The sequence below is a fragment of the Sphingopyxis sp. H053 genome (genome assembly GCF_001468225.1).
Classification (GTDB): Bacteria; Pseudomonadota; Alphaproteobacteria; order Sphingomonadales; family Sphingomonadaceae; genus Sphingopyxis.
On the sequence record NZ_LNRU01000022.1, the window covers coordinates 1 to 13,870 of the forward strand.

Sequence of the window (13,870 nt, forward strand, 5' to 3'; positions counted from 1 at the left end):
TTCCGCGGCGGGGGCGGGAGGCGCGGGTTCTTCCTGTGCGAAGGTCGGCTGCGAGGAGAGCACGAGCAGGCTCGCACCGAGGATGGCCAGTTTGCGCATGAAGATTCGCCCTTTTTTCAGTGAGGAGGCAGGTCTGTACGTTTCGCCGGGGCGGGTCAACTGTCTGCGGTCAGGCGTTTAATCGGGCTATCCGTCGCGGCCGTAGACGTCGTCACGGAAGGCGATGCCGCGGTCGGTCGCCACGGCGGTGATGTAAGTGAGGTAAACGGGAACTTCGACCGGCAGCGCGACCGCCTGTTCGGGGGTTTTCGACTTGGTGTTGATCGAGCGGTGGAGCAGCCATAGGCCGAGCGCGGAGGCATTTTCGAGGCGAATGCAGCCGTTCGAAAAATGGCGGTCGGGCTTTTTAAGCAGCGCGCGATCGGGGGTGTCGTGGAGGTAGATGCCCTCGTCGTTCGGGAAGAGAAATTTGACGCGGCCCATCGAATTGGCGCCGCCGGGAAGCTCGCGCAGGCGCAGAATCTGATCGCCCGCGGCGACCGCGGGCCAATCGATTTCGGACGCGTCGAGCTTGCGCGGGTTGGGGCCCCAGTCGGAGAGCGCCTCCATGCGCAGCGAGGCGAGGCTGCGCCCGGCGAGCACCTTGGGCGCGATGCTTTTCTGCGCGAGATAGTCGGGGACGTTCCAATAGGGGTTGAGGATCGCCCATTGGAGCTTGCCCGCGAGCATCGGCGTCTGCGTCTCGGGCGCGCCGACGACGACCTTCATAGATCCCGCGCGCTTGCCCGATCCATAATACCAGAGCTGGCCCGACGAGGCGTCGACGACGATGTGATGGACATATGGGCCGGGGAGGATGCGCGTGCGGTCGAGGTTGAGGCGGAGGCGCGCCATCGTGTCCCTCGGCGCGCCCTCTACCAGCGCGCGGCCCATGAGCGCGCGGAGGCGGACATAATGTTCGCTCATCCAGCCCATGTTTTTCATGTACGCACCGAAATCCTTGGGGAAGGCGGCGGCGCGGAGCACGTCATCGGCATCGGCCTTTTTCGGGCGAAGCGACTTGTCGGCATAGTCCATCTTCGCTTTGCCGGGGCTGCGCATGTCGCGAACGTAGCGCGCGAAGGCGGCCGAGAGCGCGACCTCGGCGCGCGCGAGCGCTTGCGGGTCGCCGCCGCGGGCGCGGGCGATCAACGCCTCGAGCTTTTCGAGATCATAGGAAGAGGATTTGAGGTCGTCGCGCGAGGCGGTCGAGAGATAGCCGAGCAAGGTCACCGCTTCGGGACCGACCTTGCCCGCGCGCATCCACAGCGGCTTGTAGCCGCGCGCGGCGTAGAAGCGCTTGACGTCGCCGCCAGCCTCTTCGCTGATCGCGCTGACAAGCGGGATCGACGCGCTTTGCGCGGCAGGCGCTGCGAGTGCGGGCGGGGCGAGCGTGGAACCGAGCGCCAATCCGATCAGAAAAAGGGGAGCGCAGCGGTGCCGTACTCCCCGAATATGCGTGTTCAGCCGCGTTCTCCCAGCCGCGTCGGCGCGGGCGGAGGTGGCGGCGGGGGCGGCGCATAGTTCGGATGGTAGATGCCGTCCGAGGTGTAATAGCCGTCGATGATGCCGTCCCCGTCGCGGTCGGCGGCGACGCTGCCCGGAACGGCGCCCGGCGGGGGTGGCGGGGCGGCGGCGACTTCTTGTTGCTGCGAACAGGCGGAGAGCGCCAGCGCGCCAAGCGCACCGAGCAAAACGGGTTGGATACGCATAGACCACTCCTTTTTGATGCTGATGGAAATCGCTTTCCACAGGCGAGTGCCCAACCCCGGGATTTCAGCCATGCGCACTTTGTGAGCGCGTCATCCATCCCGCGATCAGGAGTGATTTCTGAACGACGGCCCGCGCCATAAGTTCCCCGGCGGTGGACATGGCTGTGGGGCAGGTTAAGTCGGGCACCACGGCCGGTCGGCGGCCGAGTCATCAGGTAAGGCATCGGACATGGATTTTTCGCGGTTGCAGGCTTCGAGCAAGATCGGCGACGATTGGGTCTATCCGCAGCCGCCGTGCCTGAATTTCGGCTGGCTCGAGGTCGACCGCGACCCGGCGCACCGCATTTACTGGGAGGAATATGGCAATCCCGCGGGCGAGCCGGTCATGTTCCTCCACGGTGGCCCCGGCGGCGCATGCGCCCCGGCGATGGCGCGCTTCTTCGATCCCAAACGCTACCGCGTCATCCTGTTCGACCAGCGCGGATGCGGGAAGAGCGAACCGACGGTGGCGTCGGCCGGCCCGGCGGTGGCGCTGGCGAAGAACACCACCGCCGACCTGATCGGCGATATCGAGAAATTGCGCGAGAAGCTGGAGATCAGCGGGCCGATGCATGTGTTCGGGGGGAGTTGGGGGAGCACGCTCGCGATGGCCTATGCGATCGCGCATCCGGCGCATGTCGCGAGCCTGATCCTGCGGGGGATATTCCTGGGGTCGTCGGAGGATCTGCTGTATCTGTATCAGGGCAATGCCGCGACGTGGGAGCAGGACCCGTACGGTCTGACCGAACCCGGCGCCTATATGAAATATCCCGCTGAGTGGGCGGAGCTGCTGTCGGTGCTGACGCCGGCCGAGCGCGGCGATGTGATGAAGTCGTACAAGGCGATTTTCGACATGGTGCCCGCGAACGAGGCCGAGAAGGCGCGGCAGCTGAAGGCCGCGCTGACCTGGTCGCTTTGGGAGGGCGTGATCTCGAACATGATCCCCGAGACCGCCGACACGGGCAAGTTCGGCGAGGCCGATTTCGCGCTGAGTTTTGCGCAGATCGAGGCGCATTATTTCGCTAACGAGTTGTTCATCCCGGCGGGGCATTTCTTCGATAATATTGCGACTCTTGCCAGCATCCCGGTGCATATCGTCCACGGCCGCTTCGACGAGGTGTGCCCGCTGACGCAGGCGTCGCGGCTGGTCGCGGCGCTGCGCGATGCGGGGAGCGAGCCCGCGACCTATGTGGTGACCAACGCCGGGCACAGCGCGATGGAGCGCGAGAATGCGCTCGCGCTCACCGCGATCATGGACGGATTGCCGGCGATCGGCGGCTGATTGGGTCCATCGAGGTCGAGCTTGCTCGCCGGATGACGAAGGAAGATGAAGTAACGTCTGCTTCCCACCTCAAAGCCGACATTCGCGTTTCGCGCTGAAACAAAGTCTATCTTCCCCTTTCGGGCGGGCGCGGTAAAATGGGCGGTGCGGGCAATGCGGACGCCCGTTCAGACGGTGCGCCGTCCAAGTTCCGCTCCATAAGCCGCGACTGCGGCAAGGAGCGTGCTTGCAATGACGACCGATATCTATTCGCCGCCCAGCCTTTCGTTGTTTCGGCTTTTCCTCCGCTTCCTCCGTTTCGGTTTCCTCGCCTTTGGCGGCCCGGTCGCGCAGATCGCGATGGTGAAACAGGCGCTGGTCGAGGAGGAGCGCTGGATTTCGCCGGTGCGTTTCAACCGGCTGCTCGCCGTGATGCAGATCCTGCCGGGACCCGAGGCGCATGAATTGTGCGTCCATCTGGGGATGGTCGCGCGCGGGCGGATCGGCGGGCTGCTCGCGGGGCTTGGCTTCATGCTGCCCGGCTTTGCGCTGATGCTGGGTGCGGCGTGGCTCTACAAGGGCTGGATCGTCGGCAATCCGGCGATGGCGCCGATCTTTCTGGGGGTGCAGGTCGTCGTGCTGGCGATCATCCTGCGCGCGGTGCAGCGGATCGGGGCGCATATCCTGGAGGACCGGCTGCTCTGGCTGCTCGCGGCTGCCGGGCTTGCCGCGACGCTGGCGGGGGTGCCGTTCTGGATTCCGCTGATCGCATCGGGGCTGATCTATACCTATGCGAAGCGGCCGGTCGTGGCGGCGGCGATCTTTGTCGCGGCAGTCGTGCTCGCCGCCCTTGTGTCGGGCGCCGCGCCCGCGGTGAAGACAAGCATCGCCGCGAGCGAGGCGGGGATTGTGGCGCTGTTCATCGCCGGGCTGAAAGGCGGGCTGCTGACCTTTGGCGGCGCCTATACCGCGATCCCCTATGTGCGCACCGACACGGTCGGGCGCGGCTGGATCAGCGACGCGAGCTTTCTCGACGGCGTCGCGTTCGCGGGGATGCTGCCGGCCCCGCTGGTGATCTTCGCGACCTTTGCAGGATATGTCGCGGCGGGCCTGCCCGGCGCGGTCGCAATCACGGTGGGGATGTTCCTGCCCGCCTTCGCCTTCTCGATGATCTTTTTCGAGCGGCTGGAGGCGGTGGTCGACAATCCGGCGCTCCACCGCGTGCTCGCCGGCGTGGCGGCGGCGGTGGTCGGCGTGATCGCGGCGACGCTGTTGCAACTGGGCTGGTCGACCGCGGGACGCGTCGCGAACCTTGTGCCCGCGGCGCTTCTTTTTGCCGCCGCCGTGCTGGTGGTCTGGCGCTGGAAGGGAAAGCTTACCGCCCCCGCGCTCGTGCTGGCGGGCGGCGTTGCCGGGTGGGCGCTGAACCTTTGACCGGGCGCGGGTTGTTCATTTACAAAATAACCAAATAGGTTTTTTTCTATTGACATCGTCACGCTGATATGGCACAAGTGTCACATCATGAAGAATTGCGAGTCGGGCCGGTGCCCCCTTTCGATGCGGAGGGGCGTTCCGGCCCGATTGCTTTTGGAGGTGGCAACGATGGATCTGGTGCTGATGGGCGGAAAGGGTCGATTGCTGGTCAAGGCGAAGCGGTCGCGCCGCGAGATTTCGCAGCGCAGCCGCGACGAGTTCATCCTGTCGCTGAGCGAGACGTGCAACGTCTCGCTGTCGGCCGAGCGCGCCGGTGTGGCATTGTCGACAGTTTACAAGATTCGCCAACGCGACGCTGCATTTGCCGGGGCGTGGCAGCGTGGTCGAGACGCCAATCTCTGGACTGGATGGCGTCGCGTGCTGGCGGCTGGAGCAATGCCCTCCCCGCTGCGACTAGGCAGCGAGCTGCCAAGTCTCGCTGCCCCTCCCGCAAGCGGGAGGTGAGGAATATTCTTTTCGGGAGCAGATTGATGGCAACGTTGGTGCTGACGGTGGTCGGCGGGATTGTCGGGGGGCCGGTGGGGGCCGCGATCGGGGCTGCGGTGGGCCAGCAGATCGACGCACAGATTTTCAAACCCAAGGGGCGCGAAGGGCCGCGGCTTGCCGATCTGAAGATTCAGGCGTCGACCTATGGCCAGCAGATCCCGCAGCTGTTCGGGACGATGCGCGTCGCAGGGAGCGTGATCTGGGCCACCGACCTGATCGAACGGCGGAACAAGCGCGGCGGGGGCAAGGGGCGGCCGTCGACGACCGAATATAGCTATGCCGTGTCGCTGGCGGTCGCGCTGTCGTCGCGGCCGATCCGCAGGATCGGACGGATATGGGCCGACGGAAATCTGCTGCGCGGGTCGAGCGGGACGTTCCAGGAGCGGTGCATCTTTCGCTGGCATAACGGCAGCGAGGATCAGGCGGCCGATCCGTTGATCGCTTCGGCGCTGGGCATCGCGTCGGCGGGTGCGTTTCGCGGGTGCGCCTATGCGGTGTTCGAAGAGCTTGAGCTCGGCGCGTTCGGCAATCGGATTCCGTCCCTGACCTTCGAAGTGGAGGCCGACGCCGCGGGCATCGACGCCGGGATGGTCGGTAACAGCCTGTTCGGTGAAACCGCGCGCTGCGACGGCGAATGGCCTTTTACGGGCTATGCCGCATCGGGAGACCGGTTGCGCGACGCGCTCGCGCCGCTGTTCGAGGCGGACGGCGTGCGGCTGCTCAGTGGGCCGGACGGATGGCTGATGGCGCCGACGACCGGGGCCGAAGAGCCGCTGGCGCTGGCCGGTTTTTGCGAGGCGAGGCGGGGCGATGCGCCGGGCGACCGGACCGAGCATCGCCGCGCGCCGCTGTCATCGCTGCCGGGGACGATCCGGCTGCGGCATTATGAACCCGAACGCGATTATCAGCTCGGCCAGCAGACGAGCCAGGTTGCCGGCGGCGGCGTCCGCGAGGAACGGATCGATTTGCCCGCGGTGCTGCCGGCGACCTCGGCGCGGGCGCTGGCGCAGCGGCTTGCCGCCGCCGCGGCCGACGGGCGCGAAACTTTGGTGTGGCGGGCCGATCTTGCGGCGCTGGCGTTGACCGTCGGGCATGTCATTGCACTGGCCGACGGGAGCCGCTGGCGGCTGGCGGGAAGGACGGTTCGCGGGAGCGACATCTTGCTCGAACTCAGGCGCCACGCGCCGCTTCCCGCGGCCGATCTTCCCGCAGAACCCGGCGTTCCGGTCCGTGCGCCCGATTGGCCTGATGCCATCGGCACGGTCCGCCTGTTCGACCTTCCCAATATGGGCAGTCCGGCGGCGTCGGCGCCGCGATTATTGGTTGCCGGTGCCTGCAGTAACGATGGCTGGCGCGGCGCCGATTGCTGGCTCGTCGCATCGGCCGGTGCCGAACCGATCCCCGTCGGCGCGGTGCGTCCGGCCGCGGCGCTGGGGCAGCTTGCCCTGCCGCTGGCCGCGGGAAGCGATTGCCTGTTCGACCTTTTGAACAGCGTCGAAGTTCAGCTGGTCAATCCGGCGATGACGTTGGAATCGGTAAGCGACGCGGCGTTGCTGGGCGGCGCGAACCGGGCGATGGTCGATGGCGAATTGCTGCAATTCGGCATTGCCGAAGTTGTCGGATCCGGGCGCTGGCGCCTGTCGCGATTGCTGCGCGGGCGGGCCGGCACCGAGAGAGAAATGACGCATGCGGCGGGAGCGTCCTTTGTCCTGCTTGACGATCCGGCGCTGTTGACACTGCCCGAGGCGCTTGCGGGATCGGCGGAGGGCGGCGCGGCGACCCTCGAATGGGCTCCGCGGGGCGGGACGACGCTGGCCGAGGTTGATGTGCCGGCGACCGGCCAGGCGCTGCGGCCGCTGACGCCGGTACACGGGCAGGTCCGGGCCGACGGTGCGGGCGGCGTGACGATCGGTTGGGTTCGGCGCAGCCGCGCCGACGCGGGGTGGCGCGACCATGTCGACCAGCCACTTGGCGAAAGTCATGAGGCGTGGCGCATCGCGCTGTCGCCGCCCGTTCCGGGAACCGGGCCGTGGGAAAGCGCATCGCCGACGCTGGATATTGGTGCCGCCGAGCTGGCGGCGCTGCCGCCCGGTTGCACGATCGAGATCCGGCAGGCGGGGGATTTCGCACTGTCCTCGCCCCTGTCTTTACCATTGACATAAAAGGATAAAACCATGACCGTCATGCCATCAACGCCGCGCTTCGCGTTACCGTTACTTGGCGTAGCGCAGGCGCAGAAAGAGGTAACGCACAACGAAGCTTTGACGCTGCTCGACGCGTTGGTCCACGCGGCCGTCGAGGCCGGACCGCTCGCCGCGCCGCCCGCGGGGCCTGTCGAGGGGCAATGCTGGATCGTCGGTGCGGCGCCGACGGGTCCCTGGGTGGGGCAGGCAAATGCGATCGCGATCCGGACCGGGGGCGGATGGCGATTTGCGCCGCCGCGTGAGGGGATGCGGGCGACGCGGCTGACCGACGGTGCGCAGCTTCGCTTCGTGGGCGGCGCATGGGCCGCGCCGGCGACGGTGGGGGCGCCTTCGGGCGGGTCGATAATCGATTCCGAAGCGCGTAACGCGATCTCCACACTGATTCTTCACCTCGCCGCGCAGGGTCTTCTGATCTCAGGCTGATTTTCGGTTCTTTGACATAAGAAGTGCGACTTTTTGGCAACAGATTGACGATTTGTTCACTTGCACGGAACCAAAGCGGCGAGTAGGACGTCTGCCGAGACGTATATCTCAATTTGAAAGGGGAATTACTATGAGGAAGCTTGCCGTCGCTGTGGCGTTGGCCTCCACCACCCTGGCGTCGCCCGTCCTGGCGCGCGACAACTCCTGGTATGTTGGTGTTGGTGCTGGCGCAATGCTCGTCGAAGACCTGGATCTCGACATTGGCACTTTCAACAATGCCGGTTCGCTCGACCATCGCGCTGGCTATGACGTCGAAGGCACCGTCGGTTATGACTTCGGCGGTTTCCGCGCGGAAGTCGAAGTCGGCTTCCGTGAAGCTGACATCAAGTCGGGCCGCTTCGCGACCCCGGGCATTCCGCAGTCGGTTAACGGCGCTGGCGCGCTCGCTACCGGTTCGTTTGACCTCGCTGGCGATACGAACGCGCTGAGCTTCATGGTCAACGGCATGCTCGACTTCGGCGACGACGACGGCCTTCAGGGCTTTGTCGGCGGTGGTGCCGGTGTCGCGCGCGTTTCGGTCGAGCCGGTCTTTGCCGGTAACTTCCTCGACGATTCGGACACGGGCTTTGCCTGGCAGGCGATCGCGGGTGTCCGCGCTCCGCTGACCGACAGCATCGACGTTGGCCTGAAGTATCGCTTCTTCAACGCCGACAAGATCGATCTGGTCGACCAGCGCGGTCGCGACGTTTCGACGCGCTTCCGTTCGCACTCGATCCTCGGCACGCTGACGTTCAACTTCGGTGGCGCACCGGAGCCGGTGGTGGCACCGCCGCCGCCGCCGGTCGTGGAATGCGCACCGGGACCGTATATCGTGTACTTCGACTGGGATAAGTCGGACATCACGCCGGAAGCGGCTTCGACGCTCGACAACGCGATCAGCGCCTACAACCGTGGTTGCACGGGTACGCAGGTCATGCTCGCCGGTCACGCTGACCGTTCGGGTTCGGCCAAGTACAACGTCGGCCTGTCGGAACGTCGCAACACCGCGGTTCGCAGCTATCTCACCGCTCGCGGTATCTCGGATGGCTCGATCAGCGCGCAGGGCTTCGGCGAAAGCCGCCCCGCCGTTGCAACCGCCGATGGCGTCCGCAACGACCAGAACCGTCGCGTGGAAATCACTTACGGTCCGAACTCGGGCATGTAAGACCGGTTTCCGCTCCCGACTGGGACGGAACGAAAAAGAAGGGCGGTGCCGAAAGGTGCCGCCCTTTCTTTATGCGTGCTTTGTGCGGCAGTAATCGTCCGCTGCTCATTTTCCAGTTTCTGCTTGCTCGGCACGTATTATGATATACCATCACTCAGGGGCGCAGGATGGTCTTGGGTCCTCGATGAGGGGGTGGTGCCCGTCAAGCGCGGTGCGTCTCCCCAGCGGGAGAGAGACGATGCGCAATCGCAGCAGGTTTCATCGCAGCATTTTTCGCGCCGACCCCAATGGCGATCCCGATATCAACACCACGCCGCTGATCGACGTGATGCTGGTGATGCTGGTGATGTTCATCATCACCATCCCCCCGCCGACGCACAGCGTCGATGTCACACTGCCGATCGGACCGGAGATTCCGGGCAAGGTGCTGGACGAGAATCGTGTCACCATCGATACGAGCGACGTGATCCGCTGGAATGACGAAGCGGTCGACCTTGCCGAGCTGGGGGTGCTGGTGAAAGTCGCGGCCGAACGCCCCGAGCCCGCAGCCATCCTGCTCGAACCCGAAGCGCGGGCGCGCTACTTGCGCGTCGACGAAGCCATTGGAGCGATCCGGCGCAATGGCGGGTCGAAGCTCGCCTTTCCGGGAATCCAGAATTACGCCAGTCTGATCTGAGTCTTGGCGGGTTCCCGCTGTCTCAGGCGGCGGGAGCCGTTCCGGGCCGGAGATAGCGCATCATATAGCTGACATAGTCGGCCTTGCCGAGCGGAACGCCCATGTGGCGCAGCACCGCATAGGCCGCGGTGCGATGGAAGGCGAATTGCGGCTGTGCCCAGTCGCGGACATAGTCGAAGGCGCGCATGTCGAAGATCATGCCGTTGGGCAGCGGGAAGCTGACCGCGCGATCGAGGTCGGTGCCGAGCGCGGCGGGATCGACCGCGTCTAGGACCGCGAGCGTCGCCGCGATCTGCTCCTGCATTCCGGCGAAATCGACCGCGTCTTCGGCGAATTCTGGGACTTCGGCGTCGGCGAGGCGGACCAGCGGCTGGAGCGCCTGGACGCAAGTAAAGCGAACCTGCGAGGCGAGCGGGAACATGTCGGGCGCGAGGCGCGCGACCGCGAACTGCAATTCGCCGATGCCGTTTTCCTCACCCCATACGCGCGCCCGCGAAAGCTCGCCCGACAGCGCTCTCAGGCCATTTTGCCAGGCGGGTACGGTCAGGTCGTAGAGCATCGTCATTTCCTTCGATCGATCGAACTTGGGTCAGGCGGCGGCGAGATTGTCCTGGAACTGGAGCCGCGCGAGGCGGGCGTAGAGGCCGTCGGCGGCGACGAGCTCGTCGTGCTTGCCCTCTTCGACGATGCGGCCGTCGTCCATGACGACGATGCGGTCGGCGGCGCGGACGGTCGCGAGACGGTGCGCGATGACGATCGTCGTGCGGTCGTGCATCAGCGTCTCGAGCGCGTCCTGCACGAGCTTTTCGGATTCGGCGTCGAGCGCCGAGGTCGCTTCGTCGAGGAGCAGCAGCGGGGCGCGGCGGAGCAGCGCGCGCGCGATCGCGACGCGCTGGCGCTGGCCGCCCGAAAGCCGCGCGCCGCCTTCGCCCATGAAAGTGTCGAGCCCGTCAGGCAGCTTGCGCAGGAATTCCTCGGCATTGGCGGCGCGTGCGGCGTCCCAGAGTTCTTCGTCGGTCGCGTCCCAATTGCCGTAGCGAAGATTGTCGCGCGCCGAGGCGGCGAAGATCACTGTTTCCTGCGGCACCATCGCGATACGCGCGCGGATGTCGGCGGGGTCGGCTTCGGTGAGCGCGACGCCGTCGAGGCGGATCTGCCCACCCTGCGGGTCATAGAAGCGCTCGGCGAGCTGGAAGAGCGTCGACTTGCCGGCGCCCGAGGGGCCGACGATCGCGACGGTCTCGCGCGGGCGGATCGCAAGGCTGAAATCATGGAGCGCGGGGGCGTCGGGGCGGGTCGGATAGTGGAATTCGACATGATCGAATTCGAGCGTACCGACGGGCGGTGCGGGGAAGGGGCGCGGTTTTGCGGGCGGCGCGATGCTCGCCTCGGCATTGAGCAATTCGCTGAGCCGCTCGGCCGCTCCGGCGGCGCGAAGCAGGTCGCCATAAACTTCGGTAAGGGCACCGAACGCGCCCGCGACGAGCCCGCCCGTCAGCACGAAGGCGGCGATCGTGCCGCCGGTGATCGTGCCCGCGGCGACGCCCGCCGCGCCGTACCAGAGCAAGGTCGTGATCGCGCCAAAGAGCAGGCCGATGACGATCGCGGTCATCGTCGCGCGCAGCCGGATGCGGCGCTTGGCGGTCGCGAAATTCGCCTCGACCGCGGTCGTGAAGCGATCAGCCTCGCGCGCTTCCTGCCCGAATGCCTGGACGATCTTCATCGCGCCCAATTGCTCGGCGGTGGTTGCGCCGATGTCGGCGACGCGGTCCTGGCTCGACCGCGAGACATTCTGGAGCTTTCGGCCGAGCAGCACGATCGGCATGATGATCACCGGAATACCGAGCAGGATGCCGCCGGTGAGCTTGGGCGATAGGGTGAAGAGATAGGCGATGCCGCCGATACCCATCACGGTGTTGCGCAGTGCGACCGAGACGGTGGTGCCGACCGTCTGTTCGATGACCGAGGTGTCCGATGTCATGCGCGAGGCGATTTCCGACGGGCGGTTTTCCTCGAAGAAACCCGGGGCGAGGCGCAGCAGATTGCGCTGCACCGCCTGGCGGATGTCGGCGACGGTGCGCTCACCCAGCCAGCTGACGAAATAGAAGCGCAGCGCGGTGGCGACCGCGAGGACGATGACGATGAGGTAGAAGAAGCGGAAATGGGGGCTCACGTCGCCGCCGCCGGCGACGAAGCCGCTGTCGATCATTTCCTTGAACTGATAGGGGATCGCGAGCGTCGCGAGCGCGGCGACGCCGAGTGCGACCGCGGCAATGACCAGTTGCAGCGGATAGCGACTGGCATAGTGCCAGATCATACGCAGGCTGCCGAGCTTGCGGCGGGGCGTGTCGGATTTGTCGGATGTGGTCGCCATGGACGACGGCCCTAGCAGCCCCGCCGATGCCGCTCAACGCCGCAGAATGACACATGGCTTCAAGCGCTTTGAAGCGGGACGATATGGTCGCTCCGAAAAGGGAGCGCGGCGGCGTGCACCGCGCTCCGATCGTCAACGCCCGATTGTCAGCGATTGTCGAGCTGCGCGCGTACCGCGCGGATACCCGCCTGCGTGATGCGATATGGCGCGCCATTCTGCGAACCGATGAAACCGCGCCGCCGCAGGCGGTTGAACAAGGGCAGGCCGGTATCGGCGAGGACGTGGCCATCGCGGGTGAAGCACAAGGCTTCGACGATATGGCCGTTTTCGCCGCGCCGATGGCGGATCATGCCGCCCTGCGCCAGCACATGGAGCATACGCTGCTCCGCTTTCGAAATATTCATGGGATTATCCGGGATTTTCAAGCAACAAAGGCGCGCCGACCCGCTGGTCCGCACGCTGCGCACATCCCGATTACGCCGGGATGTTAGCGGTTGCCCGCAATCTCAGACATATTCACTCCATCGGCGCATCATGCGCCGTTCCGCGCAGAATATTCGACTTCGGCACGCCTCGCAACGATTTTGATGCATTGCACAATGAGGATCAGCCCCTAGACTGCTAACCAATGAGCAGGCGCCGGAGAGTGCCGCCGGGGTCACGCAAGGAAGAATCGAATATGCTGTACCACGCCTTTGACATGCAGAAAAACTGGCTCGCGGGCGCGAGCGCGCTGGCGACCGCGGGCGCACAAGTGATGCAGCATCCCGCGAATCCGCTCGGCTATTTCAGCGGCAGCCCGATGTTTGCATCGGCGCTCGAAGTATTCGCGCACGCCTCGGCGCCGCGCGGCAAGCCGGGATTCGAACTATACGAGACCCAAGTGGATGGCGAAACGACGCGCGTGACCGAGGTGGTCGAGGCGCGCAAACCCTTCGGCCAGCTCAAGCATTTCAAGCATAAGGGGTCGAAAGACGCGCCGAAGCTGCTGATCGTCGCGCCGATGTCGGGTCATTATGCGACGCTGCTGCGCGGCACGGTCGAGCGCATGTTGCCCGGCCATGACCTGTGGATCACCGACTGGCGCGACGCACGCAACGTGCCGCTCGAAGCCGGCAAGTTCGACCTCGACGACTATGTCGATTATCTGATCTCGTGGCTCGAACATATCGGCCCCGGCGCGCATGTGCTCGCGGTGTGCCAGCCGTCGGTGCCGAGCCTTGCGGCGGCGGCGATCATGGCCGCGAACAAGCATAAGTGCCGGCCGAAGACGCTGACGATGATGGGCGGGCCGATCGACACGCGCAAGGCGCCGACCGCGGTGAACGAGCATGCGATGACGCGCCCGCACGCCTGGTTCCAGGAAAATGTCATCGCGACCGTCCCGGCTTATTATCCTGGCGCCGGCCGCCGCGTCTATCCGGGCTTCCTTCAGCTTGCGGGCTTCATGTCGATGAACCTTGGCAATCACATGATGAGCCATTGGGAGATGTTCAAGCATCTGGTCGATGGCGACGGCGAGAGCGCCGACAAGACCAAGGAATTCTACGACGAATATCGCGCGGTGTGCGACATGACGTCCGAATTCTACCTGCAGACGGTCGACGTCGTGTTCCAGCGCCACCTGTTGCCCAAGGGCGAGATGACGCATCGCGGCCAGCCGGTCGATGTCGGCGCGATCGAGGACATCGCGATCCTCGCGATCGAGGGCGAGCGCGACGATATTTCGGGGATCGGCCAGACCAAGGCCGCGCTGACGATCGCCAAGGCGCTACCCGCCGACCAGAAGAAATATTTGATGGTCAAGGGCGTCGGCCATTACGGGATTTTCAACGGCCGCAAGTGGCGCGACGAAATTGCGCCGGTGGTGGAGAAATGGATTCGCGCGCACGGCGGCTGACGACGGGTTGTGGACATACTTCTCCCCTCCCTTTTAGGGAGGGGAGAAGTATGTCCAC

Annotated in this window: 13 protein-coding genes; 8 read left to right on the forward strand and 5 right to left on the reverse strand. The window is 65.5% G+C overall.

All coding sequences use genetic code 11. The annotated features are described in order from the left end of the window. Positions 1-186: 186 nt before the first annotated feature. Together ATE70_RS23820 and ATE70_RS23825 are read right to left on the reverse strand one after the other, a co-directional pair. A complete protein-coding gene (locus ATE70_RS23820) occupies positions 187-1,449 on the reverse strand; it encodes a L,D-transpeptidase family protein (protein WP_231732792.1) in 1,263 nt (420 codons plus the stop codon). Between the two features lie 53 nt (positions 1,450-1,502). Beyond that, on the reverse strand, positions 1,503-1,751 hold the full coding sequence (locus ATE70_RS23825; protein ID WP_058539991.1) for a hypothetical protein: 249 nt from the start codon (positions 1,749-1,751) through the stop codon (positions 1,503-1,505). Between the two features lie 229 nt (positions 1,752-1,980). Between ATE70_RS23825 and pip the strand changes: the two genes are divergently transcribed. The 7 genes from pip to ATE70_RS23860 all read left to right on the forward strand — a co-directional run bounded on the left by pip (position 1,981) and on the right by ATE70_RS23860 (position 9,538). After that, positions 1,981-3,072 carry a prolyl aminopeptidase gene (gene pip / locus ATE70_RS23830; protein WP_058539979.1) on the forward strand — a complete coding sequence of 364 codons (1,092 nt, stop codon included), beginning with the start codon at positions 1,981-1,983 and terminating at the stop codon, positions 3,070-3,072. Between the two features lie 231 nt (positions 3,073-3,303). After that, positions 3,304-4,485 carry a chromate efflux transporter gene (gene chrA, locus ATE70_RS23835; protein ID WP_058539980.1) on the forward strand — a complete coding sequence of 394 codons (1,182 nt, stop codon included), beginning with the start codon at positions 3,304-3,306 and terminating at the stop codon, positions 4,483-4,485. 168 nt (positions 4,486-4,653) lie between these two features. After that, a complete protein-coding gene (locus ATE70_RS23840) occupies positions 4,654-4,989 on the forward strand; it encodes a hypothetical protein (RefSeq protein WP_156419840.1) in 336 nt (111 codons plus the stop codon). 26 nt (positions 4,990-5,015) lie between these two features. After that, positions 5,016-7,193, forward strand: a complete 2,178-nt coding sequence (locus tag ATE70_RS23845; RefSeq protein ID WP_058539982.1) for a phage tail protein — start codon at positions 5,016-5,018, stop codon at positions 7,191-7,193. A 12-nt stretch (positions 7,194-7,205) separates the two neighbouring features. Continuing rightward, positions 7,206-7,658, forward strand: a complete 453-nt coding sequence (locus ATE70_RS23850) for a DUF2793 domain-containing protein (RefSeq protein WP_058539983.1) — start codon at positions 7,206-7,208, stop codon at positions 7,656-7,658. A 130-nt stretch (positions 7,659-7,788) separates the two neighbouring features. Continuing rightward, complete coding sequence (locus tag ATE70_RS23855; RefSeq protein ID WP_058539984.1) at positions 7,789-8,862, forward strand: OmpA family protein; 1,074 nt, start codon at positions 7,789-7,791, stop codon at positions 8,860-8,862. A 238-nt stretch (positions 8,863-9,100) separates the two neighbouring features. Continuing rightward, a complete protein-coding gene (locus ATE70_RS23860; protein WP_058539985.1) occupies positions 9,101-9,538 on the forward strand; it encodes an ExbD/TolR family protein in 438 nt (145 codons plus the stop codon). Positions 9,539-9,560: 22 nt separating this feature from the next. On the opposite strand, the gene ATE70_RS23865 is transcribed toward ATE70_RS23860, so the two are convergent. The 3 genes from ATE70_RS23865 to ATE70_RS23875 all read right to left on the reverse strand — a co-directional run bounded on the left by ATE70_RS23865 (position 9,561) and on the right by ATE70_RS23875 (position 12,316). Next, positions 9,561-10,097, reverse strand: a complete 537-nt coding sequence (locus ATE70_RS23865) for a DUF1993 domain-containing protein (protein WP_058539986.1) — start codon at positions 10,095-10,097, stop codon at positions 9,561-9,563. Between the two features lie 30 nt (positions 10,098-10,127). Then, positions 10,128-11,912 carry an ABC transporter transmembrane domain-containing protein gene (locus ATE70_RS23870; RefSeq protein WP_058539987.1) on the reverse strand — a complete coding sequence of 595 codons (1,785 nt, stop codon included), beginning with the start codon at positions 11,910-11,912 and terminating at the stop codon, positions 10,128-10,130. Positions 11,913-12,058: 146 nt separating this feature from the next. Then, positions 12,059-12,316, reverse strand: coding sequence for a YjhX family toxin (locus ATE70_RS23875; protein ID WP_058539988.1), 258 nt, complete (start codon positions 12,314-12,316; stop codon positions 12,059-12,061). A 275-nt stretch (positions 12,317-12,591) separates the two neighbouring features. On the opposite strand from ATE70_RS23875, the gene ATE70_RS23880 reads away from it, so the two are divergent. Beyond that, positions 12,592-13,812, forward strand: a complete 1,221-nt coding sequence (locus ATE70_RS23880; protein ID WP_058539989.1) for a polyhydroxyalkanoate depolymerase — start codon at positions 12,592-12,594, stop codon at positions 13,810-13,812. Positions 13,813-13,870: the final 58 nt, after the last annotated feature.

Coding starts and splice junctions, on each gene's coding strand:
- ATE70_RS23860 (WP_058539985.1), top strand. CDS start 9,101: ATGCGCAATCGCAGCAGGTTTCATCGCAGCATTTTTCGCGCCGACCCC.
- ATE70_RS23825 (WP_058539991.1), bottom strand. CDS start 1,751: ATGCGTATCCAACCCGTTTTGCTCGGTGCGCTTGGCGCGCTGGCGCTC.
- ATE70_RS23875 (WP_058539988.1), bottom strand. CDS start 12,316: ATGAATATTTCGAAAGCGGAGCAGCGTATGCTCCATGTGCTGGCGCAG.
- chrA (WP_058539980.1), top strand. CDS start 3,304: ATGACGACCGATATCTATTCGCCGCCCAGCCTTTCGTTGTTTCGGCTT.
- pip (WP_058539979.1), top strand. CDS start 1,981: ATGGATTTTTCGCGGTTGCAGGCTTCGAGCAAGATCGGCGACGATTGG.
- ATE70_RS23880 (WP_058539989.1), top strand. CDS start 12,592: ATGCTGTACCACGCCTTTGACATGCAGAAAAACTGGCTCGCGGGCGCG.
- ATE70_RS23870 (WP_058539987.1), bottom strand. CDS start 11,912: ATGGCGACCACATCCGACAAATCCGACACGCCCCGCCGCAAGCTCGGC.
- ATE70_RS23850 (WP_058539983.1), top strand. CDS start 7,206: ATGACCGTCATGCCATCAACGCCGCGCTTCGCGTTACCGTTACTTGGC.
- ATE70_RS23845 (WP_058539982.1), top strand. CDS start 5,016: ATGGCAACGTTGGTGCTGACGGTGGTCGGCGGGATTGTCGGGGGGCCG.
- ATE70_RS23840 (WP_156419840.1), top strand. CDS start 4,654: ATGGATCTGGTGCTGATGGGCGGAAAGGGTCGATTGCTGGTCAAGGCG.
- ATE70_RS23865 (WP_058539986.1), bottom strand. CDS start 10,097: ATGCTCTACGACCTGACCGTACCCGCCTGGCAAAATGGCCTGAGAGCG.
- ATE70_RS23855 (WP_058539984.1), top strand. CDS start 7,789: ATGAGGAAGCTTGCCGTCGCTGTGGCGTTGGCCTCCACCACCCTGGCG.